The following is a 24,511-nucleotide window of genomic DNA, read 5'->3' on the forward strand; positions in this document are numbered from 1 at the left end:
GATGTGCTCCGTCAGGCGAGTTCAGCGCGCACGACTTGCTGCAGTCGCGGACGCGGGGTGGCTTCAGGGGTGTTGTCCGCCAACAACGGACGGAAGCCACCCTTCTCGGCATCGAAGGCGCGGATCTCGCCGTGGGCGATGTCATAGATCCAGCCATGGATGCGCAAGGTACCGGCCGCCAGACGCGCGGCAACCACCGGCTGCGTGCGCAGGTGGTCCAGCTGCGAGACCACGTTCTCTTCGGTCATGCAGCTCAGCGCTTCCTGGCTGTGCGGATCGTGGCCGTGATGGGCCGTGACATGACGCGCCGCATCGGTGTGCTTGAGCCAGGCCGCCACGGACGGCACATCTTCCAGCGATTCCGGCTTGAGCACGGCCTTCATCGCGCCGCAGTCTGTGTGGCCGCAGATCACGATGTGCCGCACGCCCAGTACGGCGATGGCGTACTCGATCGCCGCAACCACGCCGCTGACGTGCTGGGAGTAAGGCGGCACTACGTTGCCGATGTTGCGGTAGACGAACAGCTCGCCCGGCTGCGCGGAGAAGATCAGCTCCGGCATGACGCGCGAATCGGCGCAGGTGATGAACAACGTATGCGGACTCTGGCCGCCGGCCAGTTCCTGAAAGCGCGCACTCTGGCGCGGATACACTTCCTTACGGAAATGACGGAAACCTTCAAGCAAACTTTCCATGGGAGACACCTCTAGGCAACGAATGGCCCTCCGCGGTGCGAACCGCGAAGTGCAAAGACGAACAAATCAAAGGAAGCCGGTGCGCTGCACCGGTTGACGCGACTAACGGAAGATCAGGCGCGCACTGCGTTGGGAGGACGCAGCTGCGGGATCAGGTCGCGTTTTTGAGATGCCGGCGCGTAGTGCGCGTACCAGGAGGGGAAATAGCGGGCGAGCACCAGCCATGCCTGGGAGAGCAAGGGGATGTCGTCTGCAGAGTGGGTATCGACCTGGGTCTGTGTGTCCCCGTCGTCCTGCAGATCTTCGGCGGCGTCGCGTTCCTCGCCGGCATCCGTCATCACTGCCACGCCGTCGCCCACAAGCGCATCGTGGATGCGGCTGTGGGCATCGGCCGCCGACCACGCGGTGAGCGCGAGCAGGCAGACCAACAGCAATTGGAGGAATCGAGGAAACATGGCCTCGAAACTAACAATTTAGAACGCGCCTGTGCAAGTGGTGCGACGCACAAAGCGCCTGCTGCGACACAGTTCGATCCAGTTGGTTCAGGTCGCGATAAGCTTGAGCTCGCTGAAACCGCGCGCTGCGTCGCTGTCATCCCTGTCATACGAAGCACTTCGTTCAGACTCATGACACACGACGACAAAAAACAAACACGCGTAAATCCTTGTCTTTGCTGACAAAAGCCGGATTGCAACGCGCTCCACAGTTGTCACATTAACGCAACCTTCACGCCATAGCCTGCGCTCACTTTCTCCGGTCGCAAGGCACACATGAAACTTTCTCCCACCCTGCTTGGCTCCGCCCTGCTCCTGGCGCTGGCCGCACCCGCCGCGCACGCCGAAATCGCCATCGACGTGATCGGCGGCTCGGAGATGTCACTGGAAGGCCTGGTCCAGGCCGACGGCAACTGGTTCCACAACGATGTGCAGGACCTCAATGGCCCGATCGGTGCCAATGGCGACAATTCCGAATTCAGCATCCGCCGTGCCGAGCTGGTGCTCAAGGGCAAGGGCCCGGGCAATATTGAATGGGTGGCCGGTTACGACCCCAGCGTGCTGAAGGAGGTCACCATCCGCGGCACCACCATCCGCAGCACCGGGCGTTTCCTCGACAACAACATCAAGTACAAGTTCGCCGGCAACGCCAACAACTACCTGCAGATCGGCCAGTTCAAGCAGCCCAACAGCCTGGAAGAACTGTCCAGCACCAAGAACAACGACTTCGTCTCCAAGGCCGCGGTGACCAATACCTACGGCATCTCGCGCCGGCTGGGCGTGGCCTGGGGCATGGGCGACAACGACTGGAGCCTCACCGCCAGCGCGTTTGGTCGCGAACTGACCCGCAACCAGGCCCATGGCAGCGGCTACGGCGCACGCGGCACCTGGGCGCCGATCAACGAGAGCGGCAATGTGCTGCACGTCGGCCTGAGCTACCTGGGTTACGACACCGACGACGACACCCTGCGCCTGCGCGCGCGTCCGGACGCCGACCTGACCACCATCCGCCTGATCGACAGCGGCGCCATCACCAACGTGGACAGCGTGGGGGTGGCCGGAGCCGAGGCGATGTGGATCACCGGCCCGTTCAAGCTGCAGAGCGAGTACTTCCAGGAAACCGCCAAGCGCATCGGCAGCAACGCCAGCGACTACAAGAGTGACGGCTGGTACGTGAGCGGGGTCTGGAACATCACCGGCGAGACCTGGGGCTACAAGGCCGGCGTGCCGACCACCCCGCTACCGAATGCGCCGGCCTCGGGCATGTGGCAGCTGGCGGTGCGCTACGACACCCTGGACCTCAACGACGGACACCTGGTCTCCAACGGCAGCACACCGTTCGTGGACGGTGTGCTGGGCGGCAAGATGGATGTGTGGACGGTCGGCGCCAACTGGTACTGGCGCTCCAACTTCAAGTTCGCACTCGACTACGCCAAGGTGGAAAGCACCCGTTACAACAGCGCCACCCGTGGCCTGGTCGACGACAACCCGTCGATCATCGAGGCACGTGCGCAGTTCTATTGGTAAGTGCGCGCCGGACCCGGCCACCGCGGTGCGCTGGTTACATGCGGCTCTCCATTAACAAGCGTGCGCGCGGCAGCGGCGACCACCCTGCCCGCCTGCCGCAATGCGCACCGGCGCAATGCCGTCATTGCGCTGTCATGTCCTCGACACCGCATGGTCATGCCGTTGCTCTGCAATGGCGCCATTGCGGGACGTCCTCATCCCTTCGCTACAGGAGCTGTTCCGTGATCCACTCTCTGAAGACCCGTCTGGCCGTCGGCGTGCTCACCGCCGCGCTGGCCTTGTGCGCCCAGGCCGCCGATGTCACCGGCGCCGGTGCCTCGTTCATCTATCCGGTGATGTCCAGGTGGTCGGCCGACTACAACGCGGCCACCAGGAAGCAGGTCAACTATCAATCGATCGGTTCGGGCGGCGGCATTGCCCAGATCAAGGCGGCCAGCGTGGACTTCGGCTCGTCCGATGCCCCGCTCAAGCCGGAAGAACTGGCCGCTGCCGGCCTGGCGCAGTTCCCGTCGGTGATCGGCGGCGTGGTGCCGGTGGTCAACGTGCCCGGCGTGGCGGCAGGCGCGCTGAAACTGGACGGCAAGACCCTGGGCGACATCTTCCTGGGCAAGGTCAGCAACTGGAATGACCCGGCGATCGCCGCGCTCAACCCGGGCGTGAAGCTGCCCGAGGGCAAGATCACCGTGGTGCATCGCTCCGACGGTTCGGGCACCAGCTTCAACTTCACCAACTACCTGTCCAAGGTCAATCCGGACTGGAAAGGCAAGGTCGGCGAAGGCACCGCGGTGCAGTGGCCGACCGGCATCGGCGGCAAGGGCAACGAAGGCGTGGCCGCATACGTGAAGCAGATCAAGGGCGGCATCGGCTACGTCGAGCTGTCGTATGCGCTGCAGAACAAGATGGCCTACACCGCGCTGAAGAACGCCGCCGGCAAGTTCGTGCAGCCGTCCGACGAGACCTTTGCCGCCGCTGCCAACAGCGCCGACTGGGGCACGGCCAAGGACTTCTACCTGGTGATGACCAATGCCGCCGGCGATAACGCCTGGCCGATCACCGCCACCAACTTCATCCTGGTGCAGAAGAAGCCGAAGAACCCGGCCGGCCTCAAGAACACGCTGGAGTTCTTCCGCTGGGTCTACAGCAAGGGCGATGCGCAGGCCAAGCAGCTGGACTACGTGCCGCTGCCGGACAGCCTGGTGTCGCAGATCGAAGCCTACTGGGCCAGGAACCTGCCCAACTAACGCCAGCCACAGCAACAGGAACGACGCCGTCTCTCTCCCCGGCGTCGGCACCGGGACGCGGCCCCACGGGGTCGCGTCTTTTTTGTGATGGCTTCTCCAAAAGGCGCTGTCATGCACGTGTAACAAAAACATCATTTCATAGCGTGGTCTGCCGGGTCCCCCGGCCAATCCAGCCCCGGAGCTTCCATGAAACTGCAGTCGGCCAGCCTGACCGCCCTGTCTCTCACCATCGCCCTCGCCCTGGCCGCCTGCTCGCCCGGCAAGGATGCGCAGTCCGGCGATACCGCCAAGGGTGCGCCCAGCGCGGGCGCCACCGCCGGTGACAGCAAGAGCGCCGAGATCTCCGGCGCCGGTGCATCCTTCATCTATCCGCTGGTCTCCAAGTGGTCGGCCGACTACAACGCCGCCACCGGCAACAAGGTGAACTACCAGTCGATCGGCTCCGGCGGCGGCATCGCGCAGATCAAGGCCGGCACGGTGGACTTCGGTTCGACCGACAAGCCGCTGGACAGCGCCGAGCTGCAGCAGGCCGGCCTGGGCCAGTTCCCTTCGGCGATCGGCGGCGTGGTGCCGGTGGTGAACCTGGAAGGCATCGCACCGGGCAAGCTGCGCCTGACCGGCGCGCTGCTGGGCGACATCTTCCTGGGCAAGGTCACGCTGTGGAACGATGCGGCGATCGTCGCAGCCAATCCGGGCGTGAGCCTGCCGGCCACCAAGATCAACCTGGTGCACCGCTCCGATGGCTCGGGCACCACCTTCAACTTCTCCAACTACCTGTCCAAGGTCAGCCCGGAGTGGAAGAGCAAGGTCGGCGAAGGCACCTCGGTGCAGTGGCCCGGTGGCGTCGGCGGCAAGGGCAATGAAGGCGTTGCCTCGTACGTGCAGCAGATCAAGGGCTCGATCGGCTATGTCGAACTGGCCTACGCCCTGCAGAACAAGATGCCCTACGCCTCGCTGCAGAATGCCGCCGGCCAGTGGGTGGAGCCGAATGCGGAAAGCTTCGCCGCCGCTGCCGCCAGCGCCGACTGGGCCAACGCCAAGGATTTCAACCTGGTAATCACCAACGCACCCGGCGAGAAGGCCTGGCCGATCACCGCGACCAACTTCATGCTGATGCACAAGCAGCCCAAGGATGCGGCGCGCAGCAAGGCGACGCTGGACTTCTTCAAGTGGGCGCTGGACAACGGCCAGGCCCAGGCCAGCGAACTGCATTACGTGCCGCTGCCGCCGGAGCTGGTGCAGCAGATCCAGGCCTACTGGGCCAGCGAGTTCAAGTGATGCCCTGCACCCGCTGTCGTGGCGGGATGCGCTGCGGTGAGGTGCCTGCGGGCGCCTCGCCGTTCCTGCTGTCTCACGCTCCCGCGATTGCGCGGGTGACGAGTCCAATCGAATGAATGCCACCGCCATTCCCGAAGCGATGACCGCCCCGCGCGGCCGCGACCTGCGCGATGCGCGTGCCGATCGCCTGTTCAAGCTTGCGCTGGCCGCCACGGTCGTTTTCGTCCTGTTGGCGCTCGGCAGCGCCGCGCTGTCGATGCTGTGGGGCGGACGCCATGCCTTGCAGATGCAGGGCCTGAGCTTTTTCTATTCCGCCGACTGGAATCCGGTGGAAAACAAATACGGTGCGCTGGCGCCGATCTACGGCACCTTGGTCACCGCGTTGATCGCGATGGTGATCGCGGTGCCGGTGAGTTTCGGCATCGCGTTCTTCCTCACCGAGGTGGCGCCGCGCTGGTTGCGTGGCCCGGTCGGCACCGCGATCGAACTGCTGGCCGGCATCCCGTCGATCATCTACGGCATGTGGGGCCTGTTCGTGCTGGTGCCGGTGATGACCGAGCACGTGACGCCCTGGCTCAACGATCACCTGGGCACGCTGCCCTTGATCGGCCCGTTGTTCCAGGGCCCGCCGCTGGGGATCGGCCTGCTGACCGCAGGCTTCGTGCTGGCGATCATGGTGATTCCGTTCATCTCCTCGGTGATGCGCGAAGTGTTCCTGACCGTGCCGACGCGGCTGAAGGAGTCGGCCTACGCGCTGGGGTCGACCAAGTGGGAAGTCAGCTGGGACATCGTGCTGCCCTACACCCGCTCCGCGGTGATCGGCGGTGTATTCCTGGGCCTGGGCCGTGCGCTGGGCGAGACCATGGCGGTGGCGTTCGTGGTGGGCAACACGGTGCGGCTGTCGCCGTCGCTGCTGGAGCCCGGCACCACCATCGCCGCGTTGATCGCCAATGACTTCGGCGAGGCCACCGAAACCTATCGTTCGGCATTGCTGCTGCTGGGCTTCGTGCTGTTCATCGTGACCTTCATCGTGCTGGCGATCGCGCGTTTCATGCTGATGCAGCTGTCGCGTCGGGAGGGCAACTGATGTCCTCGGTCTCGCAATCGCTGTACAACCGCCGCCGCGTGACCAACGCGATCGCCCTGTTGCTGTCGTGCGTCACCGCGCTGTTCGGCCTGTTCTTCCTGGCCTGGATCCTGTGGACCTTGCTGTCCAAGGGCGTGCCGGGCATCGACGTCAACCTGTTTACCAAGATGACACCGCCGCCGATGCAGGAAGGCGGCCTGCTCAACGCCTTCTTCGGCAGTGCGGTGATGTGCGGCCTGGCACTGGCGATCGGCACGCCACTGGGCATTGCCGCCGGTACCTGGCTGGCCGAGTACGGCAATGCACGCAAGGCCGGGCTGGTGGTGCGTTTCGTCAACGACATCCTGTTGTCGGCACCGTCGATCGTGCTGGGCCTGTTCGTCTACACGCTGTACGTGATGCAGACCGGCGGGCGCTTCTCCGCGTTTGCCGGCGCGCTGTCGCTGGCCTTCATCGTGCTGCCGGTGGTGGTGCGCACCACCGACGAAATGCTGCGCCTGGTGCCGGCGCAGATGCGCGAAGCGGCGCTGTCGCTGGGCATTCCGCAGTGGAAGGTGACCGTGCAGGTGCTGTATCGCGCCGCCTCGGCCGGCATCCTCACCGGCATCCTGCTCGCCCTGGCCCGCATCAGCGGCGAAACCGCGCCGTTGCTGTTCACCGCCTTCGGCAACCAGTACTGGAACAGCAATGTGTTCCAGCCGATGGCCAGCGTGCCGGTGATCATGAATCAGTTCGCCGGCAGCCCCTACGAGACCTGGCAGACCCTGGCCTGGTCCGGCGCGCTGGTGCTGACCGTGTTCGTGCTGCTGGTGAGCCTGGGCGCGCGTGCCCTGCTATTGCGCAACAAGATCTCCAATGACTGACCTCTCCCTCCGGACACCCGACATGAACGATCTCCAAAACGCCAAGCCGATGCATCGCATCGCCGTTCCGGCCGCCAAGGGGGCACCGATCGCACAGGCGCCGGTGAAGGTGGCCGCACGCAACCTGGATTTCTATTACGACAAGTACCACGCGCTCAAGGGCATCAACATCGAGATTCCGGAAAAGCGCGTCACCGCGCTGATCGGGCCGTCCGGCTGCGGCAAGTCGACCCTGCTGCGCATCTTCAACCGCATCTATGCGCTGTATCCGAAGATGGAGGCGCGTGGCGAAGTGTTGCTGGACAACGAAAACATCCTGTCGCCGAAGTACCCGATGAACCGGCTGCGCAGCAAGGTCGGCATGGTGTTCCAGAAGCCGGTGCCGTTTCCGATGACGATCTTCGAAAACGTCGCCTACGGCATCCGTCACCACGAAAAACTGTCCAAGGCCGACATGCACAACCGTGTCGAGCAGGCGCTGCGCCAGGGCGCGCTGTGGGACGAGGTCAAGGACAAGCTGGGGCAAAGCGCGCTGGGCCTGTCCGGCGGCCAGCAGCAGCGGCTGTGCATTGCACGCGCGGTGGCGCTACGGCCGGACGTGTTGCTGCTGGACGAACCGACCTCGGCGCTGGATCCGATTTCCACCAGCCGCATCGAGCAACTGGTGGAAGAGCTCAAGCGCGAGTACACCATCGTGATCGTGACCCACAACATGCAGCAGGCCGCGCGCGTGTCCGACTACACCGCCTTCATGTATCTGGGCGACCTGATCGAACACGACCGCACCGAAGCGATTTTCTCCCAGCCGTCCAAGCAGCAGACCGAGGACTACATCACCGGTCGTTTCGGTTGATGTAGGGCGGGCGACGCATCCCGCATTGACGCCGCTTCGCCGCACCCTTGCCCGGCACGACATCCCCCTCACCTGCGATGTCGCCAAGGTGAAGGCGGACACCCACCACCGCCACGAATCGAGACCACGATGAACCAGCACCTCAACGACCATATCGTCAAAAGCTACGACGAGGAGCAGCACCGTCTTGTCGCCGAGATCGTGCGCATGGGCGACACGGCGGTGGCGCAGCTGGAAGCCGCACTGGATGTGGTGGAACGTCGCGACGACAACGCCGCCCATCGCATCGTGGTCAACGACGAGGCGATCGATGCGCTGGAGCATGCGATCAGCCACGACGTGATGCGGCTGGCGTTGCGTGGCCCGATGGCGCGCGACCTGCGCGAGATCCTGGCCGGCCTGCGCATTCCAGCCGATATCGAACGCATCGGCGATTACGCAGCCAATGTCGCCAAGCGCTCGATCGCGCTCAATTCCGCACCGCCGCTGCCGCAGACGGTGGGCCTGCGTGCACTTGGCCAGATGGCCGCCGATGCCGTGCGCGAGGCGGTGCAGGCATACCGCAACAAGGATGCCGATGCGGCCATCCGCGTACGCGACGAAGATGCACGCCTGGATGCGCAGTACACCGCGCTGTTCCGCGAGTTGCTGACCTACATGATGGAAGACCCGCGCAACATCACTCCCTGCACGCACCTGCTGTTCATGGCCAAGAACCTGGAACGCATCGGCGACCACGCCACCAACATCGCCGAGAACGTGTGGTTCCTGGTCCATGGCGAGCAGCCGCTGCCGCCGCGCCTGAAGCGCGACGACACCAGCACCACCGGCGTCATCTGATCCGGACACCCGCCTGCGACATCTGCCGGCACGCCGCGAACCAACGCAAAAGCCTTTGATCATTGCGTATTCAGCAAATCGCGACCAGGCTGCAGTCGCACAGGCTGTTCCTGTCACGCAGGAGTACGCAGATGAAACGCATCACCGGATTCCTCATGCTTGTGTCGCTGCTGACCTCCACTGCAGCATTCGCAGCGCCGCAACAGCATGACGCGCGCGATCACCGCGCGCAGCACCACGACGCGCGTGGTCCGGACCGTGGCGACGAGCATCGCGACGACAGGCACGAGGACAGGCGTGACCACCGCCCTGGCGCGCACGACGACGACCACCGCAACGATCGTGGTGGCCCGCCCTATCGGCGCGGCGAACGTCTGGCACCGGACCATCGCGGCACGCGCGTGGCCGACTACCGCAAGCATCATTTGCATGCGCCGCAGCGCGGGCACGAGTGGCGCCGCGTGGACAACACCTACGTGCTGATTGCGGTGGCCACCGGCCTGATCGCAAGCGTGGTTGCCGCCCGCTGAGGCCAGCGGCTGAAACGCAGGCTGATCGGGCCCGATCCGTGGCAACACGGGTCGGGCTTTTGTTTGCCCGGTCGCCGGTCCGGACCCGCGGGCACGCCGCCAGCGGCCACGATCGGGCCGGGCATGCGACCTGCTAGGCTATGCCGATGAACGCACCGGTCGACCTGCCACCTGCCCCCTCCTTCCTGCCCATGTCGCGGCGCTTTCGCGGCTACCTGCCCGTGGTGGTGGATGTGGAGACGGGAGGATTCGACTGGAACAGGCACGCCTTGCTGGAAATCGCCTGCGTGCCGATCGAGATGGATGCCGACGGGCGGTTCTTCCCCGGCGAGACCGCCAGCGCGCATCTGGTGCCGGCGCCGGGGCTGGAGATCGACCCGAAGTCGCTGGAGATCACCGGCATCGTGCTCGACCATCCGTTCCGTTTCGCCAAGCAGGAAAAAGACGCGCTGGACCACGTGTTCGCACCGGTGCGCGCGGCAGTGAAGAAGTACGGCTGCCAGCGCGCGATCCTGGTCGGGCACAACGCGCATTTCGATCTGAATTTCCTCAACGCCGCGGTTGCGCGCGTGGGCCACAAACGCAATCCATTCCATCCGTTCAGCGTGTTCGACACCGTGACCCTGGCCGGGGTGGCGTACGGGCAGACCGTACTGGCGCGCGCGGCACAAGCCGCAGGGCTTGAGTGGAACGCCGCCGATGCGCACAGCGCGGTCTACGACACCGAACAGACCGCGCGGCTGTTCTGCACGATTGCCAATGCGTGGCCGGGGCCTGGTTGAGCCGGGGATTGGGGATTGGGCATTGGGGATTCGTAACGGCCAGTGGCCTATCGCGTCCCTGCTCCCGAGTCGTTAGGCGCCGCACGCACTGGGGCCGCCAGCCGCTGGGGTCTCAAGCAGGCCAGCGCCCTGCCTTTGCCAATCCCAAATCTCAAATCCCGACTCCCCAATCCCAGCACCTAGCCCACACAGATCCGGTCGCGCCCCGCGCTCTTGGCCTGGTACAGCGCCTGGTCGGCGCGCTGCATCAGCGATGAGCCGGTGTCTTCATCGCGCAACTGGGCCACGCCGGCACTGAAGGTCACCTGCAGGCCGTCCACACCGCCCCAGTCGTGGCGCGCATGGAACAGCGCGCGGATGCGCTGGCACAGCGCCTGCGCATCCGCCAGCGTCGTATCGGCCAGCAGCAGGGCGAACTCTTCGCCGCCCAGGCGTGCCGGCAGGTCCGATGCGCGCGCGGCGGCGGTCAGCAGCACGCCCACTTCGTGCAGCACCGCATCGCCACTGGCGTGCGAATAGTGGTCGTTGATGCGCTTGAAGTGATCGATATCCAGGATCGCCAGCACCAACGGGCGGGCGCTGCAGCGGGCGCGGCCGATGTCGCGCGCCAGCGCCTCGTCGAAGTGCCGGCGGTTGGGCAGCCCGGTCAGGGCGTCCTCGTGCGCCTGGCGCTCGAACACGTCCGACTTGATGCGCAGCCGGGTCAGCAGTTCGCTCTTTTCCTGGTTGGCCTGCAGCAATCGCTGTGCCTGCAGCTGCAGGTCTTCGGTGCGTTTGCGCACCAGTTCGGCCAGGCGCGCGTTGTGGGTCTTGTAGCGGCGCAACAGGAAGCGGTACACCAGCGCCAGCAGGAAAATCGCACCCAGCACCGCGGCCAGGCGCACGTCCCGGCGCTGCCACCACAGCGGCAGCACCTCGAACGCCCACATCGCCTCGTGCCGACTCCAGTCGCCCCCGGGGTGACGCGCCGCCACGTGCAGACGGTAGCGCCCCGGCGGCAGGCCGATGAACTCCACGCTGCGTTGCCGGCCACGCTCGGTCCAGTCGTTGTCAAGGCCCTCCAGCCGCGTGCGGTACTCGATGCGCTCGGGCAGCAGGAAGCTCATGCCGACGTAGGACACGTTCAGGCGATGCCCGCCCGGCAGCCGCGCCTGCTGCCGCCATGCCAGCGGACGCGCGTCCTGCTGCACGCTCTCGATCACTGCAGGCGGTGCGCGCCGCTCGCGAAAGCGCTGCAGGCGTGCCGGGTCGACCGTGCTCACGCCGCCGGCGGTGACCACCCAGATCGAGCCATCGGCACGCGCGATCATGCTCGGCCCGGAGCTGCCGTTGGCCTGCGCGTTGCCCATGCCATCGATCTCGCCATAGCGCTCGATGGCCAGCCGGCCGCGTCCATCGGCCACCGCGTCCAGCAGCGCGAGTTGCGTGCGCAGCACGCCGCGATTGCTGCTGATCCAGGCATTGCCGAACCGGTCGTTGATCAGCTGGAACACCGTATCGACCGGCATGCCCTGCTCCAGGCCCACGCGCGCGAGGCGGCCGTTGCGCACGCGATACAGGCCGCGATCGGTCGAGATCCAGACAGCCTCGCCGATGCGCTGAAAACCGAACACGCTGCGCGCGCCGCCCCGGGCTTCCAGATTCAACTGCTGCAGCGTTCCGTCGCGCAGCACCGCCGCACCGTCGACCGAGCCCATCCACAGCGCGCCATCGATGCTGGCCAGTGCGGTCACCACGCCAGTGGGCAGGCCTTGCACGGCCAGGGGCTGGCGCCTGCCGTTCACCAGCTTCACCACCCCGCGCTGCGTGGCCAGCCACACCACGCCGGGGTCGTCGATCACGATGGCGCGGATATGCCCGCTGGGAATGCCCTCGGCCTCGCCGTAATGCCGCAGCAGGCGTCCGTCGCGCAGCACGAAGACGCCATCGGCATAGGTGCCCACCCACAGGTCGCCGCGCCGGTCCAGCGCCAGGCTCAGTACCGAGAGCTTGCGCCCGGATGGCGTGGCCACCGCCACCGGCACGATGCGTCCGTCCGGCAGCATGCGGTCCAGGCCGGCGGTGCCGGCGATCCACAGGCTGCCGTCGCGGTCTTCCAGCACGGCACGGGCGTAATCGCCGCTCAGGCCATCGCGCTGGCTGTAGCTGCTGAACAAGGTTTCGCGCAGGCGAAACAGCCCGCCGTTGGCGCCGACCCAGATGCTGCCTTCGGCATCCTCGCGCAGGCTGACGATGCGCCCGGTCGGCAGGCTGCGACCGGCCGGCAACTGCTCCACCCCACGCCTGCCGATGCGCAGCAAGCCCTGATTCTCGCTGCCCAGCCACAGGTCGCCATGGCGATCCTGCAACATCGCGGTGAAATGGCCCTGCCCGGGCACACGATGCGCCAGCTCGGCGGTCTCGCCCCGCAGGCGATACAGCTGCTCTCCAGCGACGACCCACAGCGTGCCATCCGGCGCGCGGTATGGCCACGCCAGCCCCGGCGGCAGGCCGAATGCGGCCGGGGCACGATGCATGCGCCCGTCCGGTTCGCGGTAGATCAGGCCGTCCAGCGTGCCGATCAGCAGCCGGCCCTGGCCATCGAACGCCATGCGCGGAAAGCTGCTCTGCAGCGGCACCCCATCGCGCGGCGGGAAATACTCGAAGCGCCCATCCGGCCACAGGCAGCCCAGCCCGTGCCCCTCGAACAGCAGCCACATGCGACCGCGTGCATCCATCGTCATTGCATGGATCAGCGCCTGCGGCCACTGCCCTTGCCGCTGCCAGTGACGCCACTGCCCGTCGCTGCCATGACGCACCAGATTGCCGCGCGCGTCGCTGAGCCACAGCGCACCATCGCGATCGACGTACAAGGCACCGACGCCGTTGTCGGGCAGGCCCGGACGCGTGCTGCGGTCGATGATGCTGAATTCCAGGCCGTTGTAACGCACCAGCCCTTCCCAGGTGGCGAACCACAGGTAGCCGTCGCGGGTCTGGGCGATATCGCGCAGCGAGTTGTGCGGCAGGCCGTTACGCGAGCTCCAGCTGTCGATTGCGTAGTCGCGCAGTGGCGCCGTGCCGAACGGTGCGGCCATCGCTGCGAGGGAGCACATCGCCAGCAGCAGGCAGACACCGGCAGCGAGCCAATGCCGCCGTCGGCCATCCCCCCGTGCCGACGCCTGGGCGTCGCAATCGTTCTCGCCCGTCGACCAGGCCCCCGCCCCATCTTTCATCTGACACAACACGCCGTTTTCGCTGGCGATATGGTAGGCAAAAACGCGCACGCGCGCCGATGGATCGCTGCAGGCCCCGGCCAAAGCCATGTGCAATGCGCTGGCGACGCGCCCGACGCTGCGACCGCAGGCGCACCGGTGCCATGGTTTGCGCAGATCGGGAGCTGCGTGAGCGCGGACCGACGCGCGCCAGATGCACGATCCTGCCGTGGCGCTGCATCCGCGCCGCTGGTCAGCGGCGCGCCAGTGGCCCCGGAAAAGGCCGGCACGACGTCAGGAGCAGCCCGCTGGCGGCAGCGGACGGCGCGGGGCAACCGCCGCGCAGCAGCGGCGCACGCCGATGTCGGGCACCGGCCGCCCGCCCGGCGGCGGGCGCAAGTCCTGACAGGCGCTCTAGGCGCCCAGGCGCTGGCGCACGGCTTCGAACAAGGTCACGCCGGCCGCCACCGACACATTGAGGCTTTCGATATCGCCCGGCATCGGAATCTTGACCAGGCCATCGCAATGCTCGCGGGTGAGACGCCGCAGGCCATCGGCCTCGCCACCGAGCACCAGCCCGACATTGCCGCGCAGGTCCACGCTGTACAGCGAGGCCTCGGCTTCGCCGGCCAGGCCATACAGCCAGACGCCCTGCTTCTGCAGGTCGCGCAGGCAACGCGCCAGATTGGTCACCGCCACCACCGGAATGCGGTCGGCTGCACCGGCGGAGGTCTTGCGCACGGTCGCGTTGACCGTGGCCGACTTGTCCTTGGGAATGACCACCGCCGTGACGCCGGCGGCCGCAGCGCTGCGCAGGCACGCACCCAGATTGTGCGGGTCCTGCACGCCGTCGAGGATCAGCAGCAGCGCGCGTCCCTCGGCCGCGGTCACCAGCGCTTCGAGCTCGTTCTCGGCCCACAGGCGCGCTGCGGCATAGCGGGCGACCACGCCCTGGTGGCGCACCTGGCCGCCGACGCCATCGAGTGCCTGGGTGTTGACCCGGCGCACGTCGATCCCCTTGCGGCGGGCCTGCTCCTCGATCTCGATCAGGCGCGGATTCTTGCTGCCGGCCTCGATCAATACCTCGCGCACGTTGTCGGCGTCGTTCTCGACGGACGAGGCGACGGCGTTGACGCCGACGATCCACTGATTCTGCTTGCTCATTGCGCGGGAATACGAAGCGATAAAGGGAGAATGGTAGGGCCTGCGGCCTGCCACGTCACGGCCGGACCCTCGCTACGAGCACCACGCGCCAACCGCGGCGCAACGGAAGTGGCCGTCGCCGCGACGCGCAGTTCAACGCGCCAGCTCGACAAACGCCGTTGCGGCTGCCAGGGTCACGCAGGCCAGCGGTCGGTATCGTGATCCGGATGCTGGCGCGCTACCAGGGCAGCCAGAGATGCCGGCGCCTGCGGGTCGTCCTCGGTGCGATGGGCCGGCAACGCGCCCAATGTATCGACAAACGGCAGCTTGCCCTCGATCCCGTACTGGATCACCGGCGGCAGCAACGCGGGCGTGTCGAAGCTGCCGGCGGCAATGGCCAGGCCATCGGGCGCCTCGTAGGTCAGCGGCGTTCCGCAGTCGGCACAGAATCCACGCTGCACCAGCGAGGAAGACGCAAAGCGCCTGGGCTCGCCGCGTGTCCAGACGAACTCGGCACCGCGCACCGACACCAGCGGTGCGTAATACGCGCCGAAGGCCTTCTGGCACATGCGGCAATGGCAGATCGAGGCGTCCGACAACCGGCCGCGCACGTGGAAACGCACCGCGCCACATTGGCAACCACCGCTGTACCCGATTGCTGTGTCCATGGTTGCCTCTGCGCCGTTGAAGACCGGTGGCCCAGCGAGCCTTGCGCGCGTGTTGCACGCAACGCCCTGCCCGCAGGGCCAGCGTTCCCACGCATCGCGAGCGGCCGCCAGGCGACGGCTCGCGATGATGCCACCGTTGCTAGTACTGCTTCTTCCTGCGCTTGGCCGGCTGAGCGCGCGGCGGCGGCGGTGGTTCGGGCGAATCGCCACGATCCTCGGCCAGGCGGAAGTCGATCTTGCGCTCTTCCATGCTGGCCTTGAGCACCAGCACCCGCACCGGGTCGCCCAGGCGGAAGGCGCGGCCACGGCGCTCGCCGCTGAGCGTCTTGCGGATCGGATCGAACTGGTAATAGTCCTGCGGCAACTGGGTGACATGCACCAGGCCATTGACCTTGGATTCGTTCAATTCCACGAACAGGCCGAACCCGGTGACGCCACTGATGACGCCGTCGAACTGGCCGCCGACATGTTTTTCCATCCATGCGGCGCGATACCGCTCGTCGACTTCGCGCTCGGCTTCGTCGGCACGCCGGCCACGCTCGGAGCATTGCAGCGCCAACGCCGCCATCTGACGCGGGGTGTAGATGTATTTTTCCGGGCTGGCGCCGGTCAGTGCGTGCTTGATCGCGCGGTGCACCAGCAGGTCCGGATACCGGCGGATCGGCGAGGTGAAGTGCGCATACGCCTCCAGCGCCAGACCGAAGTGACCGTTGTTGTCGGGCGAATACACCGCCAGGCTCTGGCTACGCAGCAGCACCGATTCCAGCAGCGCCGCATCCGGGCGCGCGCGCACCTTCTTCAGCAACTTGGTGTAGTCGCCGGGACGCACCTTGCTCCATGCCGGCAGGCTGAGCTGGAACTCCTTGAGGAACTCCAGCAGGTCTTCGTACTTGCTCTCCGGCGGCCGCTCGTGCACGCGGTACGGCGCCGGCACATGCACGCCCAGCAGATAGCGCGCGGCTTCCACGTTGGCGGCGATCATGCACTCTTCGATCAGCTTGTGTGCGTCGTTGCGCACCAGCATGCCGGCCTGGGTGACCTCGCCGGTATTGTCGAGCACGAAGCGCACTTCGGAGGTTTCGAATTCGATTGCACCGCGGTGCGTGCGTGCCTTCGACAGCACGTTGTACAGCTGATGCAGGCGCTGCACCTGCGGCAACAACGGGCCGATGAAGGCCTTGGTGTCGGCATCGTCTTCGCCGACTGCCTTCCAGACCTGGTTATAGGTCAGGCGCGCATGCGAGTTCATCACCGCTTCGTAGAAACGCGAACCGGTGACTTCGCCGTCGCGCCCGACCTGCATGTCGCAGACAAAGCACATGCGGTCGACCTTGGGCATCAGCGAGCAGATGCCGTTGGACAGTGTCTCCGGCAGCATCGGCACCACGAAACCCGGGAAGTACACCGAGGTGGCGCGCTTTTGCGCCTCGTCGTCCAGCGGCGTGCCGGGACGCACATAGTTGGACACATCGGCGATCGCCACCACCAGACGGAAGCCGTCGGCGTTGGGTTCGCAATACACCGCGTCGTCGAAATCCTTGGCGTCCTCGCCATCGATGGTGACCAGCGGCATCTGCCGCAGGTCCACGCGCCCGCCGATCATCTGCGGCTCGACCACCAACGGCACCGCCGCGGCTTCGTCCAGCACTTCCTGCGGGAATTCGTGCGGCAGCTCATGGCCATGGATGGCCATCTCCACCACCAGCGACGGGGTGAGCTTGTCGCCGAGCACCGCGATGATCTTGCCGATCGCCGGGCGCCGGGCGTCCGGCGGCGCGATCAGTTCGCACACCACCAACTGCCCTTCGCGTGCCTCGCCGATACCGTCCGGTGCGATCTGCACGTTGCGTTGCACGCGCTTGTCGTCCGGGTCGACATAGGCCACGCCATGCTCGTAGAAAAAGCGCCCGAGCATGCGCGACATACGGCGTTCGAGCACGCGGGCGATCGCACCTTCGCGACGGCCGCGGCGGTCGATGCCGGTGACATTGGCCAGCGCACGATCGCCGTGCATGACCTTGCGCATTTCGTACGGCGGCAGGAACAGGTCGTCGCCACCTTCGTCCGGCTTGAGGAAGCCGAAGCCTTCCGGGTTGGCGATCACCACACCGGCGATCAGGCTGGTCTGCTGCACCGGCGCGTAGCCGCCGCGGCGGTTCTGCACCAGCTGCGCTTCGCGCACCATCGCCGCCAGGCGCTTGCCCAGCGCGTCGATGCGGTCGCTGAGGTTGAGTTGCTCGGCGATTTCCTCGGCGGTCTGCGGGCCGTCGCAGGCATCGAGCAGCTGCAGGATGGCCTCGCGGCTGGCGATCGGCTCGGCGTAGCGCAGTGCTTCGCGATCGGCATGCGGATCCTTGAACCCGGCCGCCGGTGCGGACGCTTCGGTCGGTGCCTGCTGGAAGCGTTCCGGCGGCGGCGCCGGCGGACCGCTCTTGCGTGGATGCGGCACGCGTGGTGCCGGCGGCGTGGGCAGCGCGGGCGCTACCGGCGGCTCGGGCGCGGCGTTGGCAGCCTTGTCGGCAGCGCGTTTGTTGGCGGACTTGGTCGACGCGCCAGCGGCGGCGCGGACCAGGAAGTCCGGCATCCAGCCCGGCAACTTCTGTTTTTCGGCGGTGGTGGACTCGCCCGGGCTGGTGGACTTGCGGCGACTGGGCCGATCGGAATCTGGGGGGGTTTTCTTTGTCATTGCTTACATGGTACCCCTTGCGGCCGCACCATGGGCAGCACGCCTTGCCCGGCCGGTCGCAGTTACTGCGCGCCAGGCATTGACAAGCCCGCCGGGAGTCTGCAAAATTCGCGGCTCACCTGCCCAGGTGGCGGAATTGGTAGACGCACTAGCTTCAGGTGCTAGCGGGGGCAACTTCGTGGAGGTTCGAGTCCTCTTCTGGGCACCAGTTTAAAAAGACCTCCGAGCAATCGGGGGTCTTCTGGTTTCTGGGGTCTGGAAAATTCCGCCGGGGCCGTGCGCCTGCGTTGCCGGCCGACGGGAGCATGCCGTTGATCGGCGGCTGGAGCGCGCTTTCGTCCACGCCGTCGCTTGTTCACCCATGCCGCCGCTTGGCAACGACGCGACAGGCCTGACCTCCTGCGCGACGGCAGCGCCTTCGTCGACGCCACCGTCCCCAACGCAGGCGGTCAGGGCGCCGCCGTGATGCCCGCCTGGCGCAACGCCTTTGCCCAGATCGCATACCCGGCCTCGCTGGGATGGGTGCCGTCGGGCATCAGCGCCTCGGGCAAGGTCCCGTCCGGCTGCAGCAGCTGAGGGCCGATGTCGACCAGGCGCACCGACGGATCCTTGCCATAACGCGCGGCCAGCAGCCGGTTGGTCTCGGCAATGGGTGCGCGCTGCGCATCCCCGGCATGGCGGCCACGCGGCATGATCGCCATCAGGATCAGCTGGCTGCCGGGCAAACGACGACGCACTTCGCTCACCACCGCCTCCACGCCCTGTGCGGTCTCCGCCGGCGTGGCCGCGCGCGATTGCGCGGTGCCGGTGAGGTTGTTGGTGCCGATATGCAGCACCACCCAGCGCGGATCCAGGCCGTCGAGCTCGCCCTGGCGGATCCGCCACAGCACGTTCTGGGTGCGGTCCCAACCGAAGCCCAGATTCAGCACCGGGCGCCGGCCATACAACCAGCGCCAGGACTCGGGCCCGCTGACACGTGTGGCTTGTGGTGGGCCGGCCCAGAAATGCGTGATCGAATCGCCGATCATCACCACCTCGGGCGTGAGCGTGCGCGCTGCAGCCAGCGCCGCATGGTGACGTGCATACCAGTCGTAGGAATCCTGCTCCAGCCGGTCGACCGGAATCAGCGAGGTCGCAAAGTCGCGGCCCAGCGCCGCAACCGGCTTGACCGGCGGCTCGCCGAGCAGGCGCGCCAGGGTCGGTTCGATCGCCTCGGCCAGCATGCGTTGACCTTGCGTGTCCGGATGCAGGGCGCCGGCCGGCGGACGGAAGCGGGTGTCGTAGAACAGCTCGCTGCGCAGCTTGCCATCGCGCCGGAAGATCGACCCCACATCCAGATAGGTCACGCGCGGGTTGTCGCCGTAGCGCACCGCCAGGCCCTGGTTGATCTGCGCATCGCGGCGCGACTTCTCGCTGGAGATGTCGCTGGGCAGCACGCCCACCAACAGGATCTGCGTGCGCGGCAGTTTCTGTTCGATCGCCGCGACCACCGCATCGATACCAAGCTGGGCCTGCTCTGCGGTCTGGCCGAGATGGCCGGTGTTGTTGGTCCCGATCAATACCAGCGCGACCTTGGGCTGCAGACCGTCGACCTCGCCATTGGCCAGCCGCCACAGCACGTTCTCGGTGCCGTCGCCGCTGAAGCCCAGGTTGAGCGCGCCACGGCTGCCGTAGAAGGTCTGCCAGGTCGGCTGGAAATCTTCGTCAGGCGCCTCGGCCTTTTCGTAGTTCTGGGTGATCGAATCGCCGATCAACAGCAGCGGGGTGTCAGGGTGCTGGCGCACCTGCTCCAGCACCTGCGCATGTCGCTGCGCCCACCACGCCTCCTGCAGGCAGTCGGTAGGCACGATCGAAGGTGGCGGCGCCTGTGCGCCTGCCGCGGCGCAGACCAGCAACAGGCCACAGCACACCAGCACGGGCGCGATGGCAGACAGCGAAAGGCGGGGAAATACCGCGTGCAAAGACCGGAGCATGCGCGCACCAGGGACTGGGGAAGCCGCGATTGTGATCCGCGCGCGCCGCGCACCACAAGTTCGGACGCAGCCACGGGCCATGTGAGGCTGCGACGTGATTGCGGTGTGTCGGCGCCAGGCCACTGACACGGCACGTCCCTGATCGCAGACCGCTCACGCTTGCGTAGGAGCGCGCTTGCGCGCGATGCGGCGTTATCGGTAGCGCTTCATCGCGCGCGAGCGCGCTCCTACCTGGCAGTGGCATGCAATCGCCTGCATCAAGGCGCCGGATCGAGCGCCGCGCACCTCGGGCCAAGGCGCCGGATCGAACGCTGCGCACTTCGGGCCAATGGCGCCGGATCGAGCGCTGCGCACTTCGGGCCGATGGCGTCGGCAACCGGCGGCGCGCGGCCGGACGCAGCCACGGGCCATGTGAGGCTGCGACGTGATTGGGTGTGTCGGCGCCTTGCCACTGACACGGCACGCCCCTGATCGCAGACCGCTCACGCTTGCGCAGGAGCGCGCTTGCGCGCGATGCGGCGTTNATGGCGTCGGCAACCGGCGGCGCGCGGCCGGACGCAGCCACGGGCCATGTGAGGCTGCGACGTGATTGGGTGTGTCGGCGCCTTGCCACTGACACGGCACGCCCCTGATCGCAGACCGCTCACGCTTGCGTAGGAGCGCGCTTGCGCGCGATGCGGCGTTATCGGTAACGCCGCATCGCGCGCGAGCGCGCTCCTACCTGGCAGTGGCATGCAATCGCCTGCATCAAGGCGCCGGATCGAGCGCTGCGCGCCTCGGGCCATGGCGTCGGCAACCGGCGGCGCGCNCGCGCTCCTACCTGGCAGTGGCATGCAATCGCCTGCATCAAGGCGCCGGATCGAGCGCTGCGCGCCTCGGGCCATGGCGTCGGCAACCGGCGGCGCGCAGCCGGAACAGGCCGCTCAGCGCAGGCCGGTCTCGCCGCGCGCGATCACCAGGCGCTGGATTTCCGAGGTGCCTTCGTAGATCTCGGTGATCTTGGCGTCGCGGAAGTAGCGCTCCAGCGGCATTTCCTTGGAATAGCCCATGCCGCCGTGGATCTGTACCGCCTGATGGGTGATCCACATCGCCGCCTCCGAGGCGGTGAGCTTGGCCACGGCCGCTTCGGTGCCGAACTTCTGGCCCTGCCCCTTCAACCAGGCCGCGCGCAGCGTCAGCAGCAACGCTGCATCCAGCTTGCACTTCATGTCGGCGATCTTGGCCTGGGTCATCTGGAAGGTGCCGATGGCCGCGCCGAAGGCCTTGCGCTCCTTGACGTAGGCCAAGGTCGCCTCGTATGCCGCACGCGCGATGCCGACCGCCTGCGAGGCGATGCCAATGCGCCCGGCATCGAGCACGCTCATCGCGGTCTTGAAGCCCTCGCCCTCCACGCCCAGCACTTCCTCGGGCTGGGCGATGTAATCGGCGAACTCGATCTCGCAGGTGGCCGAGGCGCGAATGCCGAGCTTGGGCTCGGTCTTGCCGCGATGGAAACCGGCGCGATCGGCGTCGACCATGAAGGCGGTGATGCCGCGCGCGCCCTTGTCCGGCTCGGTCACCGCAAACAACACGATGTACTTGGCGACCGGGCCGGAAGTGATCCAGCTCTTCTTGCCGTTGATCACGAAGCTGCCATCGGCCTGCTTGACCGCACGGCAGCGCATCGCCGAGGCATCGGAGCCGGACTGCGGCTCGGTCAACGCGAACGCGCCGATCTGCGCACCTTCGGCAATCGCGCGCACGTACAGCTGTTTCTGCGCCTCGCTGCCGTTCTTCAGGATTCCGGTGCAGAACAGCGAGTTGTTGACCGACACGATGGTGGAATGCGCGCCGTCGGCGGCGGCGATCTCGATCATCGCCAGCGCATAGCTGATCGGGTCCATGCCGGCGCCACCGTACTCGGCCGGCACCTCGATGCCCATCAGGCCGTTCTCGCCGAGCAGGCGGATGTTCTCCAGCGGGAACTCGCCGCTGCGATCGAACTGCTCCGCGCTGGGGGCGATCTTTTCCTGGGCGATGCGGCGCGCCACATCCTGGATCATCAATTGTTCTTCGGTAAAGCTGAAATCCACGTGGCACCCCTCCAGGCCTAGGCTGAGCGCCCATTGTAGCGCCAACCATTCGCATGCGTATGTAGTTGACCCCACACCCGGCCCGGCCGAAAATATCTCCATATCGCGATATAGAGATATTCATGGATCTGGAAGACTGGTCGGCGCGCCTGAAGGTATTTGCCGACGCCACCCGCGTCCGCCTGCTGACCTTGCTGGAGCAGGAAGAACTCACCGTGGCCGAGCTGTCGGCGATCACCCGCCTGGCGCAGCCGCGCGTGTCCACGCATCTGGCCAAGCTCAAGGAAGCCGGGCTGGTGCGCGACCGCCGCGCCGGCGTGTCGGCCTATTACCGTTTCGACGAGGTGTCGCTGGACCCGGCGCAGCGCGCCCTGTGGCTGGCCCTGAGCACCGGCAGCGACGATCCGCTGCTGCGCCAGGACGCCGAGCGCGTGGCCGCAGTGCTGGCCAACCGCGCCGCCGACCAGAACTGGGCCGATTCGGTGGCCGGCGACATGGAGCGGCATTATTCCCCCGGGCGCACCTGGGAAGCGCTGGCACGCACCGCCCTGCCCTTGCTGGAAACCGGCGACGTGCTCGACATCGCCTCCGGCGACGGCGTGCTGGCCGAGCTGGTGGCGCCGCATGCCACCCGCTACATCTGCATCGACACCAGCGCGCGCGTGGTCGCCGCCGCCAGCGAGCGCCTGCGCAAGCTGCGCAATGTGGAAGTGCGCGAAGGCGACATGCATGCGCTGCCGTTTCCCGATGCCAGTTTCGACCTGGTGGTGCTGATGCATGCACTCACCTACGCAGCCAAGCCGGCGCAGGCGGTGGCCGAATCCGCGCGCGTACTGCGCCCCGGCGGCCGGCTGCTGCTGTGCAGCTTGGCCAAGCATGAACATCGCGCCGCGGTGCATGCCTATGGCCACGTCAATCTCGGCTTTGCGGCCAAGGAACTGCGCAGGTTCGCCGAGAAAGCCGGGCTGGACGTGTCCAGCCTGGAGACGGTGACGCGCGAGAAACGCCCGCCGCATTTCGAGGTGATTTCATTGATTGCGGTGAAGCCGGGAATCGGGAGTCGGGAATCGGGAATCGTTGAAAGCAAAGGCGCTGCTTTGCGGAGCGCTGAAGCATGACGCATGTATCCAATCCCCAATCTCCAATTCCGTTCGCACTGCCGTGGCTGCATCCGGAGCGCGCCGCCAGACTCACGGCCGCGCTCGCCGAACGCATCCTCGTCATCGATGGCGCGATGGGCACCATGATCCAGCGCCACGATCTGCAGGAGCCCGATTATCGCGGCACCCGCTTTGCCGGCGGATACGACAGCGCGCAGGTACACGTGCATGGCCCGGGCTGCGATCACGCACACGCGCCGCAAGGCCACGACCTGAAAGGCAACAACGATTTGCTGTTGCTGAGCCGCCCGGAACTCATCGCCGGCATCCACCGCGCCTATCTGGACGCCGGGGCCGACCTGCTGGAAACCAACACCTTCAACGCCACCTCGGTGAGCCAGGCCGACTATCACCTGGAACATCTGGTCTACGAATTGAACAAGGCAGGCGCGCAGGTTGCGCGCGCCTGCTGCGACGAGGTCCAGGCGCTGACCCCGCACAAGCCGCGCTTCGTGATCGGCGTGCTCGGCCCCACCAGCCGCACCGCCTCGATCAGTCCGGACGTCAACGACCCCGGCTATCGCAACACCAGCTTCGACGCATTGCGCGACACCTATCGCGAGGCCATCGACGGCCTGATCGACGGTGGTGCCGACACGCTGATGGTGGAAACCATCTTCGACACGCTCAACGCCAAGGCCGCGCTCTACGCGATCGAGGAAGTGTTCGAAGCGCGCGGCGGGCGCCTGCCGGTGATGATCTCCGGCACCATCACCGATGCGTCCGGACGCACCCTGTCCGGGCAGACGGCCGAGGCGTTCTATGCGTCGGTCGCGCACGGGCGGCCGCTGTCGGTGGGCCTGAACTGCGCACTGGGCGCCAAGGATCTGCGCCCGCATGTGGAAACCTTGTCGCAGATCGCCGACGCCTATGTCAGCGCGCATCCCAACGCCGGTCTGCCCAATGCCTTCGGCGAATACGACGAAACGCCGGAAGAAATGGCGCAGACCTTGCGCGAGTTCGCGCAGGCCGGCCTGCTCAACCTGGTCGGCGGCTGCTGCGGCACCTCGCCGGATCACATCCGCGCCATCGCCGAGGCGGTGGCCGACCTGCCGCCGCGGCAGTTGCCTGGCGCGCAGGAGCTGGCCGCGTGATGCGGCAGGCACACCCTCATCCGCCCTTAGGGCATCTTCTCCCGCAAGCGGGAGAAGGACAGCGCATGGCTTGGCCTGCCACAAGGACGCCCCATGCGCGGTGCAGCCCGCTGCTCCCGCCCGCCGGGGAAGGACCGCGCGTGACCTGGCTTGCAACGAAGACGTTTCGTGCGCAGCACAGCACCCTTCTCACGCCCGCGGCACAGCACATGGCTTGGCCTGCCACGAGAACGCCCCGTGCGCAGCCAGGCACCCTTCTCCCGCCCGCGGGAGAAGGTGGCGCACAGCGCCGGATGAGGGCCGCGGCGCCTCGCGGCCCATGGTCAGGCCGCAAAGA

The 24,511-nt window shown here is 66.8% G+C and carries 19 protein-coding genes and 1 tRNA gene; 12 read left to right on the plus strand and 8 right to left on the minus strand.

Annotation, left to right across the window (positions count from 1 at the left end):
* Positions 1-11 precede the first annotated feature (11 nt).
* Together C0541_RS13295 and C0541_RS13300 are read right to left on the minus strand one after the other, a co-directional pair.
* Positions 12-692, minus strand: a complete 681-nt coding sequence (locus tag C0541_RS13295; protein WP_016902474.1) for a carbonic anhydrase — start codon at positions 690-692, stop codon at positions 12-14.
* Positions 693-805: 113 nt separating this feature from the next.
* On the minus strand, positions 806-1,126 hold the full coding sequence (locus C0541_RS13300) for a hypothetical protein (protein ID WP_193725945.1): 321 nt from the start codon (positions 1,124-1,126) through the stop codon (positions 806-808).
* A gap of 336 nt (positions 1,127-1,462) precedes the next feature.
* Here C0541_RS13300 and C0541_RS13305 point away from each other — a divergent pair, with 336 nt between their 5' ends.
* The 9 genes from C0541_RS13305 (at position 1,463) to rnt (ending at position 10,187) form a co-directional block, all read left to right on the plus strand.
* Positions 1,463-2,713: an OprO/OprP family phosphate-selective porin gene (locus C0541_RS13305; protein ID WP_115049022.1), complete on the plus strand. Its 1,251-nt coding sequence runs from the start codon at positions 1,463-1,465 to the stop codon at positions 2,711-2,713.
* Between the two features lie 221 nt (positions 2,714-2,934).
* Entirely contained in the window at positions 2,935-3,954 is a 1,020-nt protein-coding gene (gene pstS / locus C0541_RS13310; RefSeq protein ID WP_161960053.1) for a phosphate ABC transporter substrate-binding protein PstS, read from the plus strand.
* Between the two features lie 186 nt (positions 3,955-4,140).
* The gene (gene pstS / locus C0541_RS13315; RefSeq protein ID WP_115049024.1) at positions 4,141-5,232 is read left to right on the plus strand and encodes a phosphate ABC transporter substrate-binding protein PstS; all 1,092 of its coding nucleotides are present in this window, start codon (positions 4,141-4,143) and stop codon (positions 5,230-5,232) included.
* Positions 5,233-5,344: 112 nt separating this feature from the next.
* Positions 5,345-6,319, plus strand: coding sequence for a phosphate ABC transporter permease subunit PstC (gene pstC / locus C0541_RS13320; protein ID WP_006450306.1), 975 nt, complete (start codon positions 5,345-5,347; stop codon positions 6,317-6,319).
* Complete coding sequence (gene pstA / locus C0541_RS13325; protein ID WP_115049026.1) at positions 6,319-7,182, plus strand: phosphate ABC transporter permease PstA; 864 nt, start codon at positions 6,319-6,321, stop codon at positions 7,180-7,182. The genes pstC and pstA overlap by 1 nt, the downstream gene beginning before the upstream one ends.
* Positions 7,183-7,204: 22 nt before the next feature.
* On the plus strand, positions 7,205-8,035 hold the full coding sequence (gene pstB / locus C0541_RS13330) for a phosphate ABC transporter ATP-binding protein PstB (protein ID WP_115049028.1): 831 nt from the start codon (positions 7,205-7,207) through the stop codon (positions 8,033-8,035).
* 129 nt (positions 8,036-8,164) lie between these two features.
* Positions 8,165-8,875 (plus strand): phosphate signaling complex protein PhoU, encoded by a 711-nt coding sequence (gene phoU / locus C0541_RS13335; protein ID WP_005994733.1) that lies wholly within the window; start codon positions 8,165-8,167, stop codon positions 8,873-8,875.
* Positions 8,876-9,006: 131 nt separating this feature from the next.
* Entirely contained in the window at positions 9,007-9,405 is a 399-nt protein-coding gene (locus tag C0541_RS13340) for an RcnB family protein (RefSeq protein ID WP_115049029.1), read from the plus strand.
* Between the two features lie 140 nt (positions 9,406-9,545).
* Positions 9,546-10,187, plus strand: a complete 642-nt coding sequence (gene rnt, locus C0541_RS13345; protein WP_115049031.1) for a ribonuclease T — start codon at positions 9,546-9,548, stop codon at positions 10,185-10,187.
* Positions 10,188-10,366: 179 nt separating this feature from the next.
* On the opposite strand, the gene C0541_RS13350 is transcribed toward rnt, so the two are convergent.
* The 4 genes from C0541_RS13350 to rnr all read right to left on the minus strand — a co-directional run bounded on the left by C0541_RS13350 (position 10,367) and on the right by rnr (position 17,875).
* The gene (locus C0541_RS13350; protein ID WP_115050325.1) at positions 10,367-13,399 is read right to left on the minus strand and encodes a ligand-binding sensor domain-containing diguanylate cyclase; all 3,033 of its coding nucleotides are present in this window, start codon (positions 13,397-13,399) and stop codon (positions 10,367-10,369) included.
* A gap of 393 nt (positions 13,400-13,792) precedes the next feature.
* On the minus strand, positions 13,793-14,542 hold the full coding sequence (rlmB, locus tag C0541_RS13355; protein ID WP_104532424.1) for a 23S rRNA (guanosine(2251)-2'-O)-methyltransferase RlmB: 750 nt from the start codon (positions 14,540-14,542) through the stop codon (positions 13,793-13,795).
* Positions 14,543-14,715: 173 nt separating this feature from the next.
* Positions 14,716-15,189 carry a GFA family protein gene (locus C0541_RS13360; RefSeq protein WP_115049033.1) on the minus strand — a complete coding sequence of 158 codons (474 nt, stop codon included), beginning with the start codon at positions 15,187-15,189 and terminating at the stop codon, positions 14,716-14,718.
* Positions 15,190-15,328: 139 nt separating this feature from the next.
* Complete coding sequence (gene rnr / locus C0541_RS13365; RefSeq protein ID WP_115049035.1) at positions 15,329-17,875, minus strand: ribonuclease R; 2,547 nt, start codon at positions 17,873-17,875, stop codon at positions 15,329-15,331.
* Between the two features lie 121 nt (positions 17,876-17,996).
* Here rnr and C0541_RS13370 point away from each other — a divergent pair.
* Positions 17,997-18,083 (plus strand) — tRNA-Leu (locus C0541_RS13370).
* Positions 18,084-18,324: 241 nt separating this feature from the next.
* Here the strand turns inward: C0541_RS13370 and C0541_RS13375 are convergent.
* A complete protein-coding gene (locus C0541_RS13375) occupies positions 18,325-19,848 on the minus strand; it encodes a GDSL-type esterase/lipase family protein (RefSeq protein WP_161960055.1) in 1,524 nt (507 codons plus the stop codon).
* Between the two features lie 923 nt (positions 19,849-20,771).
* Complete coding sequence (locus C0541_RS13385; RefSeq protein WP_115049039.1) at positions 20,772-21,920, minus strand: acyl-CoA dehydrogenase family protein; 1,149 nt, start codon at positions 21,918-21,920, stop codon at positions 20,772-20,774.
* Positions 21,921-22,042: 122 nt separating this feature from the next.
* Between C0541_RS13385 and C0541_RS13390 the strand changes: the two genes are divergently transcribed.
* Both C0541_RS13390 and C0541_RS13395 read left to right on the plus strand, forming a co-directional pair.
* Entirely contained in the window at positions 22,043-23,038 is a 996-nt protein-coding gene (locus C0541_RS13390) for an ArsR/SmtB family transcription factor (protein ID WP_161960056.1), read from the plus strand.
* Positions 23,035-24,174 (plus strand): homocysteine S-methyltransferase family protein, encoded by a 1,140-nt coding sequence (locus C0541_RS13395; protein WP_115049043.1) that lies wholly within the window; start codon positions 23,035-23,037, stop codon positions 24,172-24,174. The genes C0541_RS13390 and C0541_RS13395 overlap by 4 nt, the downstream gene beginning before the upstream one ends.
* Positions 24,175-24,511: the final 337 nt, after the last annotated feature.

The sequence above is a fragment of the Xanthomonas arboricola genome, from assembly GCF_003353015.1.
In the GTDB taxonomy this organism is placed as follows: Bacteria; Pseudomonadota; Gammaproteobacteria; order Xanthomonadales; family Xanthomonadaceae; genus Xanthomonas; species Xanthomonas arboricola_E.